At 60.6% G+C, this 23,097-nt stretch carries 15 protein-coding genes; all 15 read left to right on the top strand.

Annotation, left to right across the window (positions count from 1 at the left end; translation table 11 throughout):
- Positions 1 to 2: 2 nt before the first annotated feature.
- The 15 genes from IV109_RS13075 to IV109_RS13145 all read left to right on the top strand — a co-directional run bounded on the left by IV109_RS13075 (position 3) and on the right by IV109_RS13145 (position 23,086).
- Complete coding sequence (locus IV109_RS13075; RefSeq protein WP_296697099.1) at positions 3 to 524, top strand: chemotaxis protein CheW; 522 nt, start codon at positions 3 to 5, stop codon at positions 522 to 524.
- A 68-nt stretch (positions 525 to 592) separates the two neighbouring features.
- Positions 593 to 2,674: a methyl-accepting chemotaxis protein gene (locus tag IV109_RS13080; RefSeq protein ID WP_296697100.1), complete on the top strand. Its 2,082-nt coding sequence runs from the start codon at positions 593 to 595 to the stop codon at positions 2,672 to 2,674.
- A gap of 55 nt (positions 2,675 to 2,729) precedes the next feature.
- Positions 2,730 to 3,248 carry a PAS domain-containing protein gene (locus IV109_RS13085; RefSeq protein WP_296697102.1) on the top strand — a complete coding sequence of 173 codons (519 nt, stop codon included), beginning with the start codon at positions 2,730 to 2,732 and terminating at the stop codon, positions 3,246 to 3,248.
- A complete protein-coding gene (locus tag IV109_RS13090) occupies positions 3,223 to 5,181 on the top strand; it encodes a methyl-accepting chemotaxis protein (RefSeq protein WP_296697106.1) in 1,959 nt (652 codons plus the stop codon). The genes IV109_RS13085 and IV109_RS13090 overlap by 26 nt, the downstream gene beginning before the upstream one ends.
- Positions 5,178 to 6,137 (top strand): chemotaxis protein, encoded by a 960-nt coding sequence (locus tag IV109_RS13095; protein ID WP_296697108.1) that lies wholly within the window; start codon positions 5,178 to 5,180, stop codon positions 6,135 to 6,137. Before IV109_RS13090 ends, IV109_RS13095 begins: the two co-directional genes overlap by 4 nt.
- Positions 6,138 to 6,139: 2 nt before the next feature.
- Complete coding sequence (locus IV109_RS13100) at positions 6,140 to 6,958, top strand: CheR family methyltransferase (RefSeq protein WP_296697110.1); 819 nt, start codon at positions 6,140 to 6,142, stop codon at positions 6,956 to 6,958.
- Between the two features lie 34 nt (positions 6,959 to 6,992).
- On the top strand, positions 6,993 to 8,054 hold the full coding sequence (locus tag IV109_RS13105) for a chemotaxis response regulator protein-glutamate methylesterase (RefSeq protein WP_296697113.1): 1,062 nt from the start codon (positions 6,993 to 6,995) through the stop codon (positions 8,052 to 8,054).
- A gap of 146 nt (positions 8,055 to 8,200) precedes the next feature.
- Positions 8,201 to 9,283, top strand: coding sequence for a response regulator (locus IV109_RS13110; RefSeq protein ID WP_296697114.1), 1,083 nt, complete (start codon positions 8,201 to 8,203; stop codon positions 9,281 to 9,283).
- Positions 9,280 to 9,933: a response regulator transcription factor gene (locus IV109_RS13115; protein WP_296697116.1), complete on the top strand. Its 654-nt coding sequence runs from the start codon at positions 9,280 to 9,282 to the stop codon at positions 9,931 to 9,933. Before IV109_RS13110 ends, IV109_RS13115 begins: the two co-directional genes overlap by 4 nt.
- A gap of 80 nt (positions 9,934 to 10,013) precedes the next feature.
- Positions 10,014 to 10,424 carry a response regulator transcription factor gene (locus IV109_RS13120; RefSeq protein ID WP_296697118.1) on the top strand — a complete coding sequence of 137 codons (411 nt, stop codon included), beginning with the start codon at positions 10,014 to 10,016 and terminating at the stop codon, positions 10,422 to 10,424.
- A gap of 172 nt (positions 10,425 to 10,596) precedes the next feature.
- Positions 10,597 to 13,677, top strand: a complete 3,081-nt coding sequence (locus tag IV109_RS13125; RefSeq protein ID WP_296697119.1) for a chemotaxis protein CheB — start codon at positions 10,597 to 10,599, stop codon at positions 13,675 to 13,677.
- Complete coding sequence (locus IV109_RS13130; RefSeq protein ID WP_296697121.1) at positions 13,674 to 15,692, top strand: PAS domain S-box protein; 2,019 nt, start codon at positions 13,674 to 13,676, stop codon at positions 15,690 to 15,692. Before IV109_RS13125 ends, IV109_RS13130 begins: the two co-directional genes overlap by 4 nt.
- Positions 15,693 to 15,730: 38 nt before the next feature.
- Positions 15,731 to 17,857, top strand: coding sequence for a GGDEF domain-containing response regulator (locus IV109_RS13135; protein WP_296697123.1), 2,127 nt, complete (start codon positions 15,731 to 15,733; stop codon positions 17,855 to 17,857).
- 47 nt (positions 17,858 to 17,904) lie between these two features.
- Entirely contained in the window at positions 17,905 to 20,433 is a 2,529-nt protein-coding gene (locus tag IV109_RS13140) for a PAS domain S-box protein (protein WP_296697125.1), read from the top strand.
- Between the two features lie 4 nt (positions 20,434 to 20,437).
- Positions 20,438 to 23,086, top strand: a complete 2,649-nt coding sequence (locus IV109_RS13145; protein ID WP_296697126.1) for an MASE3 domain-containing protein — start codon at positions 20,438 to 20,440, stop codon at positions 23,084 to 23,086.
- The last annotated feature ends 11 nt before the right edge of the window (positions 23,087 to 23,097 follow it).

Genomic DNA, 23,097 nt, shown 5'->3' on the forward strand with positions numbered 1-23,097 from the left:
ATATGGCAACTGAACATACAACTGGAGTGGCGGGCCAAGCCTCAGACCAGGGGGCGTCCTCGCAGTACCTCACTTTCACGCTCGGAGATGAAGTTTTTGCCATGGACATTCGCACCGTGCGCGAGATCATCCAGCATGCATCCATGACTGTGGTGCCGCTGATGCCCAATTTTGTGCGGGGCGTGATCAATCTGCGTGGTGCGGTGGTGCCTGTGATTGACCTTCAATCCCGCTTTGGACGCGCCACAACCCAGGTGGGCAAAAAAACCTGCATCATCATTTTCGATGCCAGCCGTGACGGCGAGAAAATGGAACTGGGTCTGATGGTGGATGCGGTCAGCGAAGTGATTGAAATTGCACAAGCGCAAATTGAGCCGCCTCCCCAGTTTGGCACCTCGATTCAACGCGACTTCATCCGAGGTTTGGGGAAGGTTGATGGGGAGTTCATCGTCATTCTGGAGCCTGAGCATGCGCTGAATATCGATGACATGGCCTCTATCGTCGAACACAACCAAATCGCCTGATTTGACCCCTCTAGATATACCAACCAACGCTGTTTTACCTTTAACGCTTCATAGAAAGAACGACCATCATGAAACAGAAAACTCCTTCGTGGATTGCGCGACTCGTCAATGGTGGGGATCTGTATCGGCGCATCGCCGAGTTGGAGACCGAGTTGAAGGTGCGCAGCGATATCATGAATTTGACCAGCATTGTGTCGGAGGCGGACAAGAAGGGCGACATTCTGAACGTGAACCAGAAGTTTCTGGAGGTCTCCAAATACCCGGAGAAAGAACTGATCGGTTTCGGCCACAACACCACGCGTCACCCAGATATGCCCAAGGAGGTGTTCAAAGAGATGTGGTCGACCATCGGGCGTGGAGACATCTTTCGTGGCATCGTGAAGAACCGAGCCAAGGATGGAACCCCCTATTATGTGGATGCGGTCATCGCGCCCATCCTGGGCGACAACGGGAAGCCGATGAAGTACCTCGGTGTCCGCTATGACATCACAGCGGCCGAGATTGAGCGCCAGAACGCGCGCGGCATCATCAACGCCATTGATGCGTCTTACGCTTTCATCGAGTTTGATCTCGGTGGTCATGTGCTCAAGGCGAACAAAAATTTTCTGCATGTCATGGGCTACCAAAGCGATGAAATCATCGGCAAACATCACCGGCTTTTTGTTGACCCCGTGTTGTCAGCCTCTGCCGAGTACCAGCAATTTTGGCGTGATTTGAATGACGGCAAACCACAGAGCAGGGTGTTCAAACGCGTCAACAAGGCAGGGCAAGAGATTCACCTGCAAGCGGTCTATGCCCCCGTTACCGACGAGATGGGCCGCGTCGTCAAAATCATAAAAATTGCAACCGATGTGACGGCGGAAGTACAGGCCAACAATATGTTGCGCAATGCCGTGGAGCAAGCTCAGGCCGTTACGGCCGCAGCGCGTAGCGGTGATTTGACGCAGCGCATTCCGCTTGAGGGCAAGAGCGGCCCGATTGAAGCTCTGTGCGCCGGCGTGAACTCCCTGATGGAGACCACCTCGGTCATCATCGCCGACATCGGCCGCGTCTTCGGCGCCTTGTCGGCGGGTGATCTTTCACAACGCATCACCCGTGACTATGCGGGCACCTTTGACCGGTTGAAGAATGACGCCAACGCTACCAGTGAGAACCTGGCTGGCACGATCGACGACGTGGGGCGGGTATTTTCCGGCATGGCATCGGGCGATCTCACGCAGCGGATCACCCGTGATTCGCAAGGCATCTTTGATCAGGTCAAGAACGACGCCAACTCCAGCGCCGAGAAGCTCACCAGCATCATCGAAGAAGTGCGCGCCGCAGCCGATGCCCTGACCGGTGCTGCCAACCAGGTGTCAGCCACGGCGCAATCCTTGTCGCAAGCCGCCAGCGAACAAGCGGCCAGCGTCGAACAAACCACGGCCTCGATCGATGTGATGTCGGCCTCCATCAGCCAGAACAGCGACAACGCCCGGGTGACCGACGGCATGGCCACCAAAGCCAGCAAGGAAGCCACCGATGGCGGCAGCGCCGTCAGCCAGACCGTCACCGCCATGAAGCAGATCGCCGCCAAGATCGGCATCGTGGACGACATCGCCTACCAGACCAACCTGCTGGCCTTGAATGCGGCGATTGAAGCGGCCCGCGCGGGCGAACACGGCAAAGGCTTTGCGGTGGTAGCCGCTGAAGTGCGCAAGCTGGCTGAGCGCAGCCAGGAAGCGGCCAAAGAGATCGGTGACCTGGCAGGCAACAGCGTATCCACCGCCGAGCGTGCGGGCAAACTGCTCGATGAGATCGTGCCCAGCATCCAGAAGACCTCGGAGCTGGTGCAGGAGATCGCTGCGGCCAGCGCCGAGCAAAGCGAATCGGTGGTGCAAATTGGCGGGGCCATGGGGCAACTCAGCAAGGCCACGCAACAAAACGCCTCGGCCTCGGAAGAGCTTGCGGCCACCAGCGAAGAGCTGTCGGGGCAGGCCGAGCAGCTGCAGCAAAGCATCGCGTTTTTCAACATTGGCGATGACGCACCCCGGGTGCGCAGCCGCCACGCTGAACTGGGAGCGCCCGAGCGGCGCGGTGCCTCACCGCGACTGAGTGCGCCGCTCAAGGCTGCCGCGGTACGCGGGGGTGGGTCCAACTTCAAACCCTATTGAGACTTGGAATGGATGCCGGTGGAGCATGACTTGCGGTTGCGACCAAGGTGCATGAATGAAAAGCAAACAGACACCCACTCAGCATGAGAGGTTGATGCGGGAAGATGACTTCATCATTTCCAAAACCGACCTCAAAGGGCGGATTACCTATTGCAACCGTATCTTCATCGAGTTCTCCGGCTACTGCGAACAGGAACTGCTGGGTGCCCAGCACAACATCATCCGCCATCCCGACATGCCACGTGGTGTGTTCAAGTTCCTGTGGGATACCCTGCAGGCGAAGAAAGAATGCTTTGCCTACGTGAAGAACATGTCAAAGGACGGCGGCTTTTACTGGGTCATTGCCAACGTCACGCCCAACCTGGATGAGCGGGGCCAGGTTGATGGCTATTTTTCGGTGCGGCGCAAGCCTGGCCGGACGGCGGTTTCCGCCATGTCGGACGTGTACCGCATGATGCTTGATGAAGAGCGTCGTGCAGGACCCAAAGATGCCTGCGATGCCTCGCTTGCCTTGCTGACCCATGTCTTGAACCAGAAAGGAGTCAGCTATGAAAAATTCATCCTCTCCTTCTGACTCGCTGCGGTTTGCATGGACGCTGGCTTTGCTGCTGGTGGGTGGCGCCACTTTGCACTGGGTCGTGCAGGGCTGGAGTTGGCTGCCTGTGGTGTGGCTTGCACCTGCGCTGGTTTGCCTGGTGCTGTGGGTGCGCAACGACTTGGACAAGCAGCGATTCCTGAACGATATCCAGGACATGGCACAAGATGTGGCGCATGGCAAGTTTGCACGCCGGATCAAGAACATCCCCACCACGGGTCAGTTTCACGCGCTGTGCTGGGACATGAATGACATGCTGGACCAGCTGGAAGCCTGCTTTCGGGAGCAGGCTACCGCGCTGCGGTATGCCAGCGTGGGACAGTACTACCGTCTGGCCCAGCCCGTGGGTTTGCGCGGCGGCTTTCATGAGTCGCTTCAAGGGGCCAACGAATCCTTGAAGACCATCGAACAGAAAACGCGGCAGGAAGAAAAGGCTGCAGCCGACAAGCTGGTGGCCCAGGCGCAGGAGCAGCGCATCGCCAGTGAAAATTTGCGCATTCGCAATGCACTGGACAAATGCAGCACCAATGTGATGATTGCCAATGCCGCCAACGAAATCATTTACATGAATGAAACGGTGACAGCCATGATGCAGCGCAACGAAGCCGAGTTGCGCAAGGTCTTGCCGCAGTTTGATGCCAAGGCGCTGATGGGACAGAACATTGACGTGTTTCACAAAAACCCTACGCACCAGCAGGATCTTCTTGCCGGGTTGCGCAGCACCTACCGTACCCAGATTCCGGTGGGCGCGCTTTCTTTCACCTTGAGTGCCAGCCCGATAGTGGATGCCCATGGAACCCGCATGGGCACGGTCGTCGAGTGGGCTGACCGCACCGCCGAAGTGGCCACCGAGATGGAGGTGGCCGATCTGGTGCAGGCGGCAGCCTTGGGTGATTTCAGCAGTCGCTTGAGCCTTGACGGCAAGACCGGCTTCTTCGCCAACCTGTCCACCGGCATGAACCAGCTGCTGGACACCAGCGAGCAAGGCTTGAGTGACGTGGCCGATGTGTTGGCAGCCTTTGCCGAAGGCGACCTCACCAAGCGCATCGAGCGCGATTACGCCGGCCTGTTTGGCAAAGTCAAGGACAGTGCCAACTCCACCGCTGACAACCTGGCCCGTGTCATGGGCGAAGTGCGCGCCGCAGCCGATGCCCTGACCGGTGCTGCCAACCAGGTGTCAGCCACGGCGCAATCCTTGTCGCAAGCCGCCAGCGAACAAGCGGCCAGCGTCGAACAAACCACGGCCTCGATCGATGTGATGTCGGCCTCCATCAGCCAGAACAGCGACAACGCCCGGGTGACCGACGGCATGGCCACCAAAGCCAGCAAGGAAGCCACCGATGGCGGCAGCGCCGTCAGCCAGACCGTCACCGCCATGAAGCAGATCGCCGCCAAGATCGGCATCGTGGACGACATCGCCTACCAGACCAACCTGCTGGCCTTGAATGCGGCGATTGAAGCGGCCCGCGCGGGCGAACACGGCAAAGGCTTTGCGGTGGTAGCCGCTGAAGTGCGCAAGCTGGCTGAGCGCAGCCAGGAAGCGGCCAAAGAGATCGGTGACCTGGCAGGCAACAGCGTATCCACCGCCGAGCGTGCGGGCAAACTGCTCGATGAGATCGTGCCCAGCATCCAGAAGACCTCGGAGCTGGTGCAGGAGATCGCTGCGGCCAGCGCCGAGCAAAGCGAATCGGTGGTGCAAATTGGCGGGGCCATGGGGCAACTCAGCAAGGCCACGCAACAAAACGCCTCGGCCTCGGAAGAGCTTGCGGCCACCAGCGAAGAGCTGTCGGGGCAGGCCGAGCAGCTGCAGCAAAGCATCGCGTTTTTCAACATTGGCGATGACGCACCCACGGTACGTGATCGGCATGCACCCCGCATCCATTCCTCCCATAGCCAGAGATTCAACGCATGAGAACTGCACAAAAAGAGATTGAAGAACGCACCAGACTGGCGGGCAGCAACAAGTTTGAGTTGCTGCTGTTCCGGCTGGGCGAGTCACCCGGCAGCGGACAGCGTGAACTCTTTGGCATCAACGTTTTCAAGGTGCGCGAGGTGCTGGTGATGCCGCCGGTCACCGAACTGGCCAACGCGCATGAGCATTTGATGGGCGTGGCCAATATCCGCGGTCAAATCATTCCGGTCATCAACCTGCCTGCCGTCCTGGGCTGTGTGCCCAAGAAGGGCTTGAGCATTTTGATGGTCACCGAGTTCGGACGCACCGTGCAGGCTTTCGCGGTGGAAGACGTTCGCGAAATTGTGCAGCTGGATTGGGATCAGGTCTTGCCCGCCGAAAGCAGCCATGCGGGCGCTCTCATCACCGGCATCGCCCGACTTGATGGTGCCACGGCAGATACCCGGCTGGCACAGGTTCTGGATGTGGAGCAAATCCTGAAGACCGTGATGCCGGTCACCACCGAGGAAATCAACCGCGAAGTCGTGGGTCCTGAACTGGTGCTGCCCGCTGGTTCCACAATTCTGGTGGCCGACGACTCGGCGGTTGCCCGCTCGGTGATTGAGTTGGGTCTGAAGGCGATGGGGGTCACCTACATCATGACCAAGACCGGAAAGGAAGCCTGGGAGCGGCTGCAAGCCATTGCCGAGGAGGCCACCGCCAATGGCAAGACCGCGCGCGAAAAAGTAGCCGTGGTGCTGACCGATCTGGAAATGCCCGAGATGGATGGCTTCACCCTGACACGCCTGATCAAGCAGGACCCCCGCTTCAAGTCAATCCCGGTTGTTATCCACTCATCTCTCACCGGCACCACCAACGAGAACCACGTGAAGAGCGTAGGCGCTGACGCCTATGTGGCCAAATTCGCACCACGCGAGTTGGCGGCAACCATTCGCAACGTCCTGCCGCCCCATTGATCATGGCCATCATCGACTTCAGCGACAGTGAATTCAAGAGGATCGGCGAGATCATGTACGAGGCCGTTGGCCTGTCCTACAACGATTCGAAGAAGTCCCTGGTCCAGTCGCGGCTTGCGTCGCGTATCCAGAAACTTGGTCTGGACGGATTCGCCGACTACATCGCCCTGCTGGAGGATGAGCAGGAGGCTGCCGAGTTTCAGATGGCGGTTGATTTGCTCACCACCAACGAGACCTATTTCTTTCGGGAACCCAAACACTACGACCTTCTGGAGGCCGAGCTCAGCGCCCGCAAAAACAAGGCGCCGCTGGCGATATGGAGTGCGGCATCCTCGTTTGGCGACGAGGCCTACAGCACCGCCATGTTGCTGTCAGACATGCAGATCTCGGGCAAGGTCGGACCGGACTGGTCGATTCTGGCCACCGACATCAGCCACCGGGTGTTGCTCAGCGCCAAGGAAGCGGTGTACCCGCAAGACCGGCTGCGCGCGGTTTCGCCCGAACGCCTCAGGCGCTACTGCCTCAAAGGCGATGGCCCCGCAGAGGGGCAATCCATGATGGTCGACAAGCTGCGCGACAGAGTCCAGTTTGGCCAGCTCAATCTGTGCAAACCGTTTGAGGGGCTGGGTCCGTTTGATGTTGTATTCTTGCGCAACGTGCTGATCTATTTCGATGCCGCCACGAAACGCGAAGTTGTCGACCGCGTGCTCGAAACCCTCAAGCCTGGCGGCTTGTTCTTTCTCGGCACGGCCGAAGGGCGCGTACCCTGTGACACACCGCTCGTGACCGTACAACCTGGCGCATTCCGCAAGCCCGCATGAGCCATGGCGAATTTCCTAGAACAAGGCGTTGGTAATGGCAGTTAAAGTTTTTGTGGTGGATGACTCTGCGGTGGTTCGCCAGGCGCTGGCGCACATGCTGTCGGGTAATGCCGAGGTGGAGCTGATTGGCAGCGCGCCCAATCCCTTGCTTGCCATGGACATGATCCGCAAGAATCCGCCCGATGTGCTGCTGCTGGACATTGAAATGCCCGGCATGGATGGCCTCACATTTTTGCGGCAGATCATGAGCGGTACGCCTATTCCCACCGTGATCTGTTCGACCCTGTCCACCGAAGGCAGCAAAGTAGCCCTGGAGGCGCTTTCAGCGGGCGCGGTGGCGGTGTTGGCCAAGCCCAAGCTGGGCCTCAAGCAGTTTCTCGATGAATCTCGCCGCGAGATGATTCAGACCCTCAAGACCGCCGCCAAGTCACGCCCGCGCGCCCGCACGGGTGGCTCCGAGTCCGCCGCTGGCCGGTCACAGGTCAACCGCGCGCCGGTGCTCAGCTCGGTGCATGCCTTTGCCATGAACAAGCCGGTTGTCATCGGTAGCTCCACGGGGGGTACCCAGGCGCTGGAGGTGGTGCTGACGGCCTTGCCCGCCGATGCGCCAGGCATCGCCATTACCCAGCACATGCCAGAGAAATTTACGGCCATGTACGCCAGCCGCCTCAATGGCATTTGTGCCATGAACGTGCGCGAAGCCAAGGACGGCGACCGGCTGGAGCGCGGCGTGGCCCTGATTGCACCAGGCGGCCTGCACATGCAACTGCGCAAGGTTTCTGGCCAGTACTACGTCGTGGTGGCCGACGGCCCGCCGGTCAATCGTCACAAGCCCTCGGTGGATGTGCTCTTCAAATCGGCGGCGGATTGCGGCGGGCGCGATGTGCTGGGCATCATCATGACCGGCATGGGCGATGATGGCGCTCGTGGCATGAAGGTGCTGCATGACGGCGGCGCACGCACCATCGCCCAGAATGAAGAGACCTGTGTGGTTTTTGGCATGCCCAAGGAGGCCATCAAACTGCAGGCCGTAGACGACATCCTGCCGTTGGAAAACATTGCCCGGGCGATACTGCAGTTTGATTCGCGAGCTTGATTTGCTCTGTATTTGAGAGCTGGCTGTGCATATTCGGAAGGGGCTGGCGTCAGTTTTCGTGACTAATTTGGGGCCATACGGCCCATCAGGCTGGTGTAATCTGCGCCAAAGGTGGCTAGACTAATCTATTGCGCTATCAACTACCCATGCCTTCACCCGTGAAAAAGCCCAGGATTCTGGTTGTGGAAGACGAGATCATCGTGGCCCGCGACATCCAAGCACAGCTGCAGACGCTGGGCTATGAGCCCGTGGGTCATGCCGCCCGGGGCCTGGAGGCAATTGACCTGGCCGGAGAGCTGCGTCCCGACCTGGTATTGATGGACATCCAGCTGGCCGGAACCATGGACGGCATCGCCGCTGCCCAGGCCATTCGCACCCAGTTCGCCTTGCCGGTGGTGTTCCTGACCGCTTTTGCCGCCGATGACACCCTGGCCCGCGTCAAGCTCACCGAGCCCTTTGGTTACGTACTCAAACCCTTCACCGAGCGTGAGTTGCGAACTGTGCTGGAGATGGCGCTCTACAAGCACAAGGCCGAGGCCGCACTGCGCGTCAGCACGCGCCAGTTGCAGGCACTGTCCCAGCGTGTGCTGGAAGTGCAGGAAACCGAACGGCGGCGCGTGGCGATTGAATTGCATGACGAGCTGGGCCAATCGCTGACGGCCATCAAGATCAACCTGCAGGCGCAGGAGCGCTTCAAGAAGCAGCAATCACCCACCGAACTCAACGCCGAGAACATCCGCATCGTCGACGATGCCCTGCAGCAGGTGCGCCGCCTGGCCCTGGCGCTGCGGCCCTCGATGCTCGACGACCTGGGCCTGAGCCCCGCCCTGCAATGGATTGCCGAGCAAACCGCCAGTCGCAGCGGTCTGTCGGTGCAGCTGCACACCCCTCCGGCGCGCGCGCGCCTGGCGCCGGATATCGAGACCGCCTGTTTTCGCATCGTCCAGGAAGCCCTGACCAACATCACGCGCCACGCCCGCGCCAGGCAGGTCGCCATTGAGTTGCAGCAGGACGGTGACATGCTTGACCTTTGTGTGAAGGACGATGGCTGCGGCTTCGATCTGGCGGCCATGCGCGAGCGCGCCATGAGCGGGGGCAGCATCGGGGTGCTGGGCATGCAAGAGCGTGCCATGCTGATTGGCGGCCAGCTTGAGATTGAATCGACCCCCGGTCAGGGCAGTGCGGTGCGTTTGCGCTGTCCCTGGCGCGTAGCGCAAGGCCAACTGTGAGCCCGGTGCGCGTTCTGCTGGCCGACGACCACACCCTGGTGCGTGCGGGACTGCGCAAGCTGCTTGAATCCGTACCCAATATCGAAGTGGTGGGGGAAGCGGCCGATGGGCTGGCTGTGCTGGCGCTGGCGAGCGAGTTGCGGCCCCAGCTGGTCCTCATGGACATTGCCATGCCCGGACTCAACGGGCTTGACGCGATGGCCCGCCTGCTCGCTGCTGCACCGGGTACACGTGTGCTCATTCTTTCGATGTACCAGAACGAGGAATATGTTCGCCAGGCTTTGCGCCAGGGCGCAGCGGGCTACCTGCTCAAGGATGCGGCGCCGACCGAGCTCGATCTGGCGCTCAAGACGGTGTTGCGCGGTGAAATCTACCTCAGCGCTGCTGTCTCCAAGGGAGTGGTCACCGACTATGTGCAACGCCTGCGCAGCGAAGAACAGCCCGGTGAACTGCTGACGCCGCGTCAGCGCGAGGTATTGAAGCTGGTGGCCGAGGGCCAAAGCACCAAGGAAATTGCGCGCCGTCTGGACCTGTCAGTCAAAACCGTGGACAGTCACCGCAGCCAGCTGATGAAGCTGCTGGACATCCATGAAGTCACCGGTTTGGTTCGTTATGCCATGCGGGCCGGCCTGATTTCGGCCGATCACTGAGCGGCCTCAGGTATTTTTCCTCTCGAATTCAGGTATTGACCCGATTTCTTCAGGCAACCGGAGTGCCTAAAGTTGGGCGCATGACGGTCAAAATTCTGCTGGTGGATGACAACCCAACCTTCCTGGGTGCGGTCTGGCAATTGCTGGACATGTTGCCGGGCGTGGAAGTCATCGGCGAGGCCCATGACGGACGCGAAGCGCTGGTCAAGGCGGCCGAGCTCAAGCCCGATCTGATCCTGCTCGATGTGGCCATGCCCGAGATGAGCGGCGTGGCTGTGGCGCTGCGCATGAAGACATGGGCACAGGCGCCGCGCATTGTCTTTTTGTCCATGCATGACAACGCCGCTTACCGGGAGGCAGCGCACAACCTGGGCGCTCTGGGCTTTGTCGGCAAGGCCGATCTGGTTGACGGTTTGCTGCCGATTCTGGAGCAGCTGGTCGCCGATGACGTGGCATCAGCCAGGCCCGTCTCTCCAGACCCGGCCCCATGAACGCGCTGCACCGGGCTGGGATGGCTGTTTCAGGTGAAAAAATGCTTCAAGCCAACGTCTATAAAGCACATGACGCTATGTTTTTAGGAGTTAAATCGATTCGAAAGGGTCGGCGGATAAACTTGTCGTTGTGAGTTTTCACAATACTGGTTTACCCAAAGGGATGTCCATCATGGCGACGAAAAAAACAACTCCAGCCAATGCCGCAAGCGCAGCGCCCCAACCCGCAGCAAGCGCCGCACCCAGCGCGCCAGTCACTGATGAGGCGGGCGTGATGAATTTCCCCATTGTGGGTATTGGCGCATCGGCCGGTGGGCTTGCTGCCTTCGAGGCTTTTTTCTCAGGTATGCCCGAAGATGCGGACCCCGGCATGGCCTTTGTGCTGGTGCAGCACCTGGCACCGGATCACAAGAGCATCCTGGCCGAGCTGATCCGGCGCTATACCCGCATGCAGGTGTTTGAGGTGGAAGACGGCATGCCGGTCAAGATCAACTGCGCCTACATCATTCCGCCCAACCGCGACATGGCGTTTCTCAACGGCACCTTGCACCTGCTGGCGCCGACCGAGCCACGCGGCCAGCGTTTGCCGATAGATTTCTTTTTCCGTTCGCTGGCCGATGACCAGCATGAGCGGGCCATTGGTATCGTGCTCTCGGGTACGGGCAGCGATGGCATGTTTGGCGTGCGTGCCATCAAGGATGCGGGCGGTATGGTCATGGCCCAAACCCCGGAGTCCACCGAATTTGACGGCATGCCGCGCAGTGCCATCGCCGCCGGCGTCGTGGACTATGAGTTGCCCCCGGCCGACATGCCGGCCCAGCTCATCACCTATGCGGCGCATGCCCATGGTTACCTTGCCAGCAAAGCGGCCGTGGTGAATGACAACACCATGAAGAAAATCTTCATCCTGCTGCGCGCCCAGACCGGACACGACTTCTCCCTGTACAAGCCCAGCACCGTCCACCGCCGCATTGAGCGACGCATGGCCGTGCACCAGATTGCCACGGTCGAGGAGTACGTCAAGTACATGCAGAAAACGCCGGCCGAGGTGGATGCCCTGTTTCATGACCTGCTGATTGGTGTGACCAATTTTTTCCGTGACCCCGAGGCCTTCCTGGTGCTCGAAGAGCAGGTCCTGCCCAAGCTCTTTGCCGGCAAGCCTGCGGGCGCGGTGGTGCGGGTCTGGGTGGCCGGTTGTTCGACCGGGGAAGAGGCGTACTCGATTGCCATCTTGCTGCAGGAGCGCATTGAAGCGCTCAAGATCAGCTACACGGTTCAGGTCTTCGCCACGGACATCGACAGCCGCGCCATCGCCGCTGCCCGTGTGGGTTTGTACTCGGCCAGCATCGCCGCCGACATCTCGCCGGAACGCCTGGCGCGCTTTTTCATGCTGGAGCCCGGCGGCCAGTCCTACCGCATTCACAAGGGCATCCGCGACATGCTGGTGTTTTCCGAGCAGGACCTGATCAAGGACCCCCCCTTCTCACGGCTCGATCTGATCAGTTGCCGCAACCTGCTGATTTACCTGAGCACCGAGCTGCAAAAGAAACTCATGCCCCTGTTTCACTATGCATTGAACCCGCGCGGCCTGCTGTTTCTGGGCACCTCGGAAGGCGTGGGCGACTTCACGGACATGTTCAACGTCCTGGACCGCAAAGCCAAGGTTTACCAGCGCAAAGAGCATTTTGCGGGCCTGCCGCGAGCCAGCCTGGGTCGGTTCTTGCCACCCATGACCGCGATCGAGGCAGCCATGCCCCGCCACACCGGCAAGACCGTATTTCCGGCCAAGCTGCCGTTGCGCGAGCTCACCGAGCGGGCCCTGCTGGAGCAAATTGCCCCGGCTGGTGCGCTGGTCAACGTCCAGGGCGACATTCTTTACCTGCACGGGCGTACCGGCATGTACCTGGAGTTGAGTCCCGGCGAGACCGGCGTGAACAACATCCTGAAAATGGCCCGCGAAGGCCTGCGCCAGGACCTGAGCATGGCCTTGCACAAATGTGCCGTGACTCAAAAAGCGGTGCGCTACCCCGGCCTGCGCGTCAAGACCAACGGCCACTTCACCCTGGTCAACCTCAGCATCCGGCCGGTCCCTACCAACGCCACGCCGATGCAGGAGATCGCAGACCCGGTGGCATCGCCCCTGTCCAACGAGGCCCTGCTCTACCTGGTGATACTGGAGGAGGCGCCGGAGCAAATCCCGCAGCCCGCGCAGACCGGCAGCCCGCCTGCACTGAATGAAGACGAGGCCCAGGCATTGGCGCAGGCCTCGGCCAGCATTGCCGCGCTCAGGGAAGAGCTGCGCGCCAAGGACGAGTACCTGCAAAGCACCCATGAGGAACTGGAGAGTTCCAATGAAGAGCTTAAGTCTTCCAACGAAGAAATGCAGTCGGTCAACGAGGAGCTTCAGTCCACCAACGAAGAGCTGGAAACCTCCAAGGAAGAACTCCAGTCGGTCAATGAAGAACTGGCGACGGTCAATGCCGAGCTCAACACCAAGGTGGTGGACCTGTCCCGGGCCAACAACGACATGAACAACCTGCTGGCGGGCACCGGCATTGCCACCGTGTTTGTGGACCACCAGCTGCGCATCCTGCGTTTTACCCCCACGGCGGCTGAAATCATCAACCTGATTCAAAGCGACGTAGGACGCCCCGTGGGCCATATCGTCTCCAACCTGGTGGGCTACACCAGTCTGGTGGCCGACGTGGCAAGCGTGCTGGACACCCTGGCACCCCAGGACAAGCAGGTGCAAACCACGCAGGGCGCCTGGTTTGCCATGCGCATCCGCCCCTACCGCACACTGGACAACGTGATCGAGGGGGCGGTGATCACCTTCCTTGACATCACCGAGATGAAGCGCATCGAAACGGCCCTGGGCAAAGCCAACCAGCTGGCCCGCCTGGCCGTGGTGGTGCGTGACGCACATGACGCCATCACGGTGCAGGACCTGGAAGGCAGCATCACCGCCTGGAACCCCGGCGCTGTGCGCATGTACGGCTGGACCGAATCACAGGCGCTGCAGATGAATGTGCTGGACCGCGTTCCTGCGGCACTGCGCGACCAGACGCTGGCACAGGCGCTGCAGTTGGGGCGCCATGAGCTTGTAGAACCCTTCCATACCCAGCGCCTGGCCCAGGATGGCACGGTTTTGCATGTGATTGTGACCGCCACCGCACTGATCAATGACGCCGAACAGGTCTATGCCATTGCCACCACCGAGCGGCTCGACCCATCCCCGGGAGCAAGCCCGTGACAGACTCATCTTCAAGAGGCATGCCGTCGCTGCGCCAGCGGGCCGAGGCGCTGAGCGCCGACCGGCCCCTGCCGAGCCAGGAGGCCCTGACGCTGGAAGAGGCGCAGCGCATGCTGCACGATCTGCGGGTGCACAAAATCGAACTGGAGATGCAAAACGAGGAACTGCGCCAGACGCAGGCAAAGCTCGACACGGCGCGTGCGCGCTACCATGATTTGTATGAACAGGCACCCATGGGCTACTGCTCGGTCAGCATGAAGGGGCTGATCCTGGAAGCCAACCCCGCAGCGGCTACCCTGCTGGGCATGGCCCGGGAGCATCTGGTGAATGTGCCCCTCACCCACTTCATCTACAGAGAAGACCAGGATAGTTTTTTTCTGCTGCGTAAACAGTCGGTAACACCGGGTGCAGCCCGCGCCTGCGAATTGCGCATGGTCAAGCCCGAGGGCACGCCCTTCTGGGTCAAGCTGGCGCTGTTGGATGGATTCGATGAACAAGGCGCGCCGGTGCTGCGTATCGTGCTGAGCGACATCAGCGAACGGCGTCAGGCCCGGGCTGCGCTGCAAAGCAGCGAGCAGTTTCTGCGTGCCATTGCGGACAACGTGCCGGGCATGCTGGGCTACTGGAGCCGTGACCTGCACTGCCTGTTTGCCAACAAGGAATACTTTGGCTGGTTTGGTCGCACCGCGGAGCAGATGCAGGGGGTCCGGCTGCCTGATTTGCAAGGCCCCGAGCTGTTCAAGAAGAATGAGCCCTATGTGCGCGCGGTTCTGGGTGGTGAAGATCAGCAGTTTGAGCGCCTGCTCGCCAAGCCCAATGGCGAAATCGCTCACACATGGGTACAGTACATCGCCCACCGGGTCGACGGCCAGGTGCAGGGCTTCTTCTCATTGGTGACCGATGTCACCGCATTCAAGCAGGGCCAGGAGCAATTGCGGGTCAGCGACGCTGCCCTCAAGGCGGTGTCGCAGGGTGTGGTCATCACCGGACCGGACCAATGCATTCTGTCAATCAATGATGCTTTTGCCGCGATCACCGGCTATGGCGAGGCCGAGATGCTGGGGCAGACCTGCCGGATTCTGCGGGGGCCGCTGACCGACCCGCGCACGGTCGATTCCATTCGCCTGACCCTGCACAGTGAAGCGGAATTCTTCGGCGAAATCCTCAACTACCGCAAGGACGGGTCCCTGTTCTGGAACGAGCTGGCCATTTCCCCAGTGCGCAATGCCCAGGGCCGCTTGACGCATTACATTGGCGTGACGCGCGACATCACCGAACGCAAGCATGCGCAAGCGGTCTTGCAGGCTGCCTTGCAGGAAAAAGTGGCCTTGCTCAATGAAGTGCATCACCGGGTCAAGAACAACCTGCAGGTGGTTACCAGCCTGCTGCGGCTGGAGGCTGGGCGCAGCAGCCAGCCCGATACCCGGGCGGTGCTGGGCGATATGCAGGGCCGCATCCGCTCCATGGCCCTGCTGCATGAGGCGCTCTATCGCAGTGGTGTTTTTGCCTCGGTGGAGCTGGGTGCCTACCTCAGGCAGCTTGCCACCCAGGCATTTCGCACGCTGGCTCCTCAAAACGGCGCGGTGACGCTTCAACTGGACCTGGCCACGGTCAGTGTCGGCATGGACCAGGCCACCCCTTGCGGCTTGCTGGTCAATGAATTGATCGCCAACTGCCTCAAGCATGGCTTTCCTGAAAACCGCGGTGGCGCAGTCCGTCTTGAATTGAAGCCTGTCCAACCTGACGCAGACGCAGACGCAGACGCAGACGCAGATGCAGACGCAGAGCGTGGCGCCGCGCAGTGGCGTTTGTGCGTCAGTGACACGGGCGTGGGTCTGCCGCCCGATATGCTGACCCGCCAGGGCCAGTCACTGGGTCTGCAGCTGGTGGCGGACCTGGCCAAGCAGCTCGGGGGCCGTCTGGAGATCGGGCCAGGGGCTGCGTTCAGCGTCACTTTTCCCATTGAAAGCCCCGAACTTCCAGCCATTGCCGCCATCCCGGCCATGGTCACGTAACCGAAGCATCGTCTTCATTTATGGCAGGAGAGCAAGCAATGTCTGCAGCCGTCAACAAGCCCAGAATTCTGGTCGTGGAAGACGAGACGATTGTCGCCCGCGACATCCAGGCGCAGCTGGTCGAGCTGGGCTACGAGCCGGTCGCGCACGCCACCCGGGGAGAGCAGGCCATCGCGCTGGCCGGACAACTGCGTCCGGATCTGGTGTTGATGGACATTCAACTCGCCGGTGCCATGGACGGCATTGCGGCCGCCCAGGCCATCCGTGCCCGGTATTGCTTGCCGGTCGTTTTCCTGACCGCATTTGCTGCCGACGATATTCTGGAGCGCGCCAAGCTGGCCGAGCCGTTTGGCTACATTCTCAAGCCCTTCTCCGAGCGTGAGTTGCGCACCGTACTCGAAATGGCGCTGTACAAATACCGGGCCGATGCCCGTTTGCAGGAGTCGGTTGCACACACCCAGTCCATCCTGGACAACATGGCGGACGGTGTTATCACCATCAGCACCGATGGTTTGATCGAATCCTTCAACCAGGCCGCCTGCACGGTGTTTGGTTATGCCGCTGAGGAGGTGATTGGGCGCAATGTTGCCATGCTGATGCCTGAGCCGCACCACAGCCACCACGATGGGTATCTGAAGCACTACAAGGACAGCGGCGAGGCGCGCATGGTCGGCATACCGCGTGAAGTCGAGGGCATGCGCAATGACGGCAGCATATTCCCCATGAATCTGTCGGTGTCCAAGATCACGCGCGCGGGGCATACCACCTTCATCGGCCTGGTGCGCGACACCACCCAGCACCATCTGGATGTGGAAGAAATCCGCCGTCTGGCTTTTTACGATCCCCTGACTGGCTTGCCCAACCGGCGTTTGCTGCTGGACCGGCTCAGCCAGGCCATGTTGACCTCGGCTCGCAGCGGTTTGCACGGCGCCCTGATGTTTCTGGACCTGGACCATTTCAAGCTGCTCAATGACAGCCTGGGTCATGACGTGGGCGATGTGCTGCTGCAGCAGGTGGCCAGCCGGCTCAGCACCTGTGTGCGCGAGGGCGACAGCGTGGCACGCCTGGGCGGCGACGAATTTGTGGTGCTGCTGGAGGCCCTGAGCATGCACGACCATGAGGCGGGCGCGCAGGCCAAAGCCGTTGCCAGCAAGATTCTGGATGCCCTGGGCCAGCCCTACAGCCTGCGCGAGCACACCTACAGCAGCACGCCCAGCATTGGCATTGTGGTGTTCATGGAAGACCGAGAAACCATGGATGACCTGATCAAAAAGGCCGATGTGGCCATGTACCAGGCCAAGGCCGCCGGTCGCAACACCGTGCGTTTTTTCGACCCCACCATGCAGGCGGCCGCAAGCGCCTATGCCGCGCTGGAAAAAGACTTGCGCCGGGGGCTGGACAAGGACGAGTTTGTTTTGCATTACCAGGTGCAGGTCAGGGCCGGGCGCCATGCCGGCGACCCGCCCGTGGTCACCGGTGTCGAAGCGCTGGTGCGCTGGAACAACGCGACGCGTGGCCTGGTGCCGCCGGCCGAGTTCATCCCGCTGGCCGAAGAGACCGGCTTGATCCTGCCTTTGGGCCAGTGGGTTCTGGAGACTGCCTGCGCCCAGTTGGTGGCCTGGGCGGGTCACCCGCAGACCTCGCACTGGAGCATGGCCGTCAACGTCAGCGCCTCGCAGTTTGCGCAGCCTGATTTCGTCGCCCATGTGGATGAGGCGCTGAAGAAAACCGGCTGCCGGCCCGAGTTGCTCAAGCTGGAGCTGACCGAGAGCATGCTGGTGGCCAATGTCGATGAGATCATTTTCAAGATGAACGCCATCAAGGCGCGCGGCGTCAGCTTCTCGCTCGATGATTTTGGCACCGGCTACTCCTCACTCACTTATCTCAAACGCCTGCCCCTGGCGCAGCTCAAGATTGACCAGTCGTTTGTGCGCGATGTGCTGACCGACCCCAGCGATGCGGTCATTGCCCGCACGATCGTGGCGCTGGGTCACAGCCTGGGGATGATCGTGATTGCCGAAGGGGTGGAGACCGAAGGCCAGCGCGAGTTTCTGGCCGATATCGGTTGCGACGCCTTCCAGGGCTACCACTTCGGGCGTCCCGTGCCGCCTCAGGTGTTGCTTGAAAATGTGATGAAAAATCATGCAATTCATCGTCCATATTAAATAGTCAGCTATTTATTCAATAGCATTTATTGGCCCAGTCAAGCACCATGACCCAGAGCATCTCCTCGCTGCGCTCGCTCAATACCCGGGTCACCCTGCTGACGCTGCTCATTTTTGTGGCCAGCATCTGGTCGCTCGCCTTCTACGCGGGCCGTACGCTGCAGGAGGATGTGAAAGGCCTGCTGGGTGCGCAGCAGTTTTCTGCGGTTTCCCTGGTTGCGGCGCAGATTGAGCAGGAGGTCGGCGATCGTTTGAAAGCGTTGGAAACGGTGGCCCAAAGAATCACACCATCCCTGCTGACAGATCACGCGGCCTTGCAGAAATTCCTGGCAGATCGCGAGATATTTCAGAAAGAATTCAATGTGGGCGCCTTCGTCACGGACCGGGATGGCACGGCGGTTGCCTCGATTCCCACGGGGGCTGGACGTGTTGGCAGCAATTTCATCGACAGTGATGCCATCGCCGCCGTCCTCAAGGAAAACAAGGCAAGCATCGGGCGGCCGGTTGATGCCAGGCAGTTCCAGGCTCCGAACATCACCATGGGTGTGCCCATCCGGGATGCGCAGGGCCGTGTCATCGGTGCACTGGCGGGGGTGTCGGACCTGGGCCGGCCCAACTTTCTGGACGCCATTGCTGGCCATCGCTATGGCAAGACGGGTGGCTACGTTCTGATCTCGTCCAGGCACAAACTGGTTGTCACCGCCACCGACAAACGCCTGAGCATGATGCCCACACGCAGCACCGAGCCGCTGGCGGTCCGCTTCAGGGAGGGCTACGAAGGCAGCGGCGTATTCACCAATCCGTTTGGTATTGAAATGCTGTCCTCTGCCAAAGGTGTCCCGTCGGCCGGCTGGTACCTCACGGTGGGCTTGCCCATCGACGAGGCTTTTGCACCGATCCGCGTCGTGCAGCAGCGCATTTTCATCGCGACGCTTTTTCTTACCCTGTTCGCAGGTGTGCTGACCTGGTGGTCTGTCAGGCGGCAACTGGCCCCCATGCGCGCCGCCTCCAAGACCTTGGCCAATTTGTCCGACCAAACCGCGTTTCCGCAGGCTTTGCCCGTGGCCCGGGCTGACGAAGTGGGGGCGCTGATGGGCAGCTTCAACCGCTTGCTGGCCACCCTGAGGCAGCGTGATGCCAACTTGCGCGAAAGTGAAGAGAGCCTGGCCACTACATTGCAGTCGATTGGCGACGCCGTGATTGCTACAGACACTGAGGGTCGCATCACCCGCATGAACCCCACCGCCGAGCGACTGACTGGGTGGCCCTTGGCCGAAGCCGCAGGCCAGCCGCTGTCCAATGTATTTCACATCATCAGTGCCCAGACCCGTCTTACCGTTGCGAACCCGGTACAACGGGTGATGGAACACGGCCAGGTGGTGGATCTGGCCAACCACACGGTATTGCTGGCCCGCGATGGCCGCGAGTACCAGATCGCCGACAGTGCCGCACCCATTCGCGCGGCCGATGGACAGATGGTGGGCGTGGTGCTGGTGTTCAGCGATGTCACCGAGAAGTACCGGGTGCAGCAGGGCCTTCGGGCCAGTGAGCAGCGTTTTCGTGACCTGGTGGATTCGACCGACGGTATTGTCTGGGAGGCCGACGCCACCACCTTCGCGTTCAATTCGGTGAGCCACAATGCCCAGCGCATACTGGGCTATCCCGTGGATGACTGGCTGCTGCCAGGGTTCTGGGTCAGCCACATTCATGAGGATGACCGCGAACAGGCGGTGTCCTACTGTGCCGCCTGCACGGGGCGACTGGAGAGCCACGACTTCGAATACCGGTTCATTGCGCAAGACGGTCGCGTGGTGTGGTTGCGTGACATTGTGAAGGTGGTCGTGAAAGATGGTCAGCCCCAGTGGTTGCGCGGACTGATGATCGATATCACCGAGCAAAAGCGGGCGCAGGAATTCCTTCAATCTTTGCTGAAGGAAAAAGTCGTCCTGCTCAATGAAGTGCATCACCGGGTCAAGAACAACCTGCAGGTCATCACGAGCTTGTTGCGTCTGGAGAGTGGGCGCAGCAGTGAGCCAGGCACCCAGCGTGTATTGCAGGACATGCAGGGCCGCATCCGCTCCATGGCCCTGCTGCACGAAACGCTTTACCGTACCAGCATCTTTGCCTCGGTGGACCTCGGTGTCTACCTCAGGCAGCTTTCGACCCAGGCTTTTCGAACATTGGCGCCTCAGGGCGGGTCGGTGCGTCTGCAGCTCGATCTGGCGGCGGTTCACGTCAGCATGGACCAGGCCACGCCATTCGGGTTGCTGGTCAATGAATTGCTGGCCAACTGCCTCAAGCATGGTTTCCCCGAGGGTCATGCCGGTGCGGTTTGCATCGAACTGAAGCCCTTGCCCCGTGAGGCTGGCGTGCCGGGTGAGCCAGCGCGGTGGCGCCTGTGCGTGAGCGACACCGGCGTGGGTTTCCCCCCGGATTTCGACGCCCGGCGCATGCAGTCGCTGGGCCTGCAACTGGTGGCCGATCTGGTCCTGCAGCTTGGCGCTACGCTGGAGATCGGGGTGGGGCCACAGGCTGTCTTTGCGGTGGACTTTACCGTAGACAAGGAACTGGAGTGAGGGGATGACAATAAAGCACTATCTGGACCCAAGCCATCTGCCGGATTTGCGCCGGGTTGGCTTCAAGCTGGCCGTATTGGCGGTCTTGATGGTGGGCATATGGTGGGCGCCCGCGCTGCCTGGTCTACGTGGTGTCGCGGGTTATGAGCCCTTGCACACTTTGTTTGAAACAGCATCGATCGTGGTGTCCGGGCTCATTTTTGCAGTCATCTGGAATGCCCCTCGGGGCCGGCTGCAAGGCAATATGGTGTTGTTGGCGTGTGCCTTTGCCGGGGTGGCCCTGCTTGATCTGTCACACATGCTTTCCATTCAGGGCATGCCTGACTATGTGACCGCCAGCGGCCCTGAAAAATCCATCAATTTCTGGCTGGCGGCCCGACTGTTGGCGGCGCTGGCGCTGCTGAGTGTTGCGCTGACGCGCTGGCAAATATTCGAACGCCGATACACCCGGTTTGTGCTGCTGGGGGGCGTCATGGCGATGGTGATGCTGGTGCATTGGATCATCCTCATTCATCCCGAGACCCTACCCCCAACTTTTGTTCAAGGGCAAGGCTTGACCGATTTCAAGCGGGGCGCCGAGTATGTGTTGATGGCCCTCAATCTGATAGCGGCACTGGCATTGCTATGGCGCATGCGCAGACCTCTTCCGTTCAACGCCGTGTCCTTGTTGGGTGCCATTCTGACCATGGCCATGAGCGAGTCGTTTCTGACGCTGTATGGCCAGGTGAACGACATCTACCTGGTGGCCGGACACATCTACAAAATTGTGTCCTATCTGTTTCTGTACCGTGCGGTGTTCGTGGAAGCCATCGAGCGCCCCTACAGCGAGATCAGCGCACTGCAAAGCCAGTTGAAAGCCACACTGGAGGCGGTGCCGGACCTGATCTTCGAGATGGACCTGCAAGGGGTATGCCATGGCTACCATTCCCCACCTAGTGCCTTGCTGCCCGAACCGGCCGGACAGTACTTGGGCCGATCGGTGTTTGACATCCTTCCGCAGGATGCGGCCCAGGCGGTGATGACCGCCCTGCGCGAGGCGCAGGAGAAAGGGGTGAGCACCGGTCACCAGCTTGATCTGCACTTGCCGGGGGGGCAGCGCTGGTTTGAACTGTCGGTGGCGCGCAAGGCTCTGGTGCAGGGGGAGTCTCCCAGGCTGATCCTGCTGTCGCGCGATATCACCGAACGCCAGTTTGCCGCACTGAAGCTGCGTCAAAGCGAACAAAACCTGGCCATTACCCTGCAGTCCATTGGTGATGCCGTGATCGCCACCGATGCGCAAGGCCTGATCACGCGCATGAACGACACGGCACAACGCCTGACGGGCTGGTCGCTTGAGGACGCCCTGGGGCGGCCCCTGCCCGAGGTGTTTCATATCGTCAATGAAAAGACACGTGTCGTCACCACCAACCCGGTACAACTCGTCATGGATCGGGGTGAAATAGTAGGGCTGGCCAACCACACCGCCTTGATTGCCCGAGATGGCCGTGAGTACCAGATTTCGGACAGCGCGGCGCCGATTCGCAATTCGGACGGCCAGATCGTGGGCGTGGTGCTGGTCTTCAGCGATGTCACTGAAAAATACCAGGCGGAAGAGGCGCTGCGTATCAGTGAGGAACGTTTTCGCAGTCTGTCCCAGTTGTCCTCGGACTGGTTCTGGGAGCAGGATGAAAACCTGCGTTTTGTGAATCTGGCGGGTGATGAGACGCTCACGAATCAACTGGATACCGCCAGCTATGTGGGGCAAACCCGATGGGATATGCCCGCGCTGAACCTCACGGACAGCGACTGGGCCGCACACAAGGCATTGCTGCAGGCGCGCTTGCCCTTTCGAAATCTGCAAATGCAAAAGCAGGATCAGTCTGGGCGATTGCGCTGGGTGTCGGTCAGTGGGGAGCCGATTTTCGACGCCCAGGGGCACTTCACCGGCTACCGTGGCGTGGGCTCGGACATCACCGAGCGCATCGCGGCACAGAATGCCCTGCAAGCCTCGTTGCAGGAGAAAGTGGGGCTGCTCAATGAAGTTCACCACCGGGTGAAGAACAATCTTCAGGTCATCAGCAGCCTGTTGCGACTGGAGGCCGCGCGCAGCAGCCAGGGGGCAACCAAGACCGTGCTGGGCGACATGCAGGGCCGGATCAGGTCGATGGCGATCCTGCACGAGTCGCTCTATCGTTCGGGTATTTTTGCGTCGGTGGAGCTGGCCGCATACCTGACCCGACTGGTGACTCAGGCGTTTCGCTCCCTGGCCCCGCGCAGTGGTCTGGTGCACCTGCAGCTGGATCTGGCCCGCGTCGAGGTCGGTATGGATTTGGCAACGCCCTGTGGTCTGCTGGTCAATGAGCTGATTTCCAACAGCGTGAAGCATGGCTTTCCAGACGGTCGCAGTGGCGAGATTCGCGTTGAATTACAGCCCGTGTCGCCAGCGCAAGCTCAGACGGAGGCGCCGGTGTTGTGGCGCTTGTGCGTCAGCGACACCGGCGTGGGTCTGTCCGCTGATTTTGAGGCGCGTCAGAGCCAATCCCTGGGGCTTCAGCTGGTGTCCGATCTGGCGGTGCAGATCGATGGTCGGCTGGAGGTGGGCGCGGGCCCGCAGGCCGTGTTTACTCTGATCTTCCCGGTCCCGCAGCGGCTTGCCCCGGTTACGGCAGCGTGAATGAAACATGA

It is taken from the genome of Rhodoferax sp. (assembly GCF_018780565.1).
Classification (GTDB): domain Bacteria; phylum Pseudomonadota; class Gammaproteobacteria; order Burkholderiales; family Burkholderiaceae_C; genus Rhodoferax.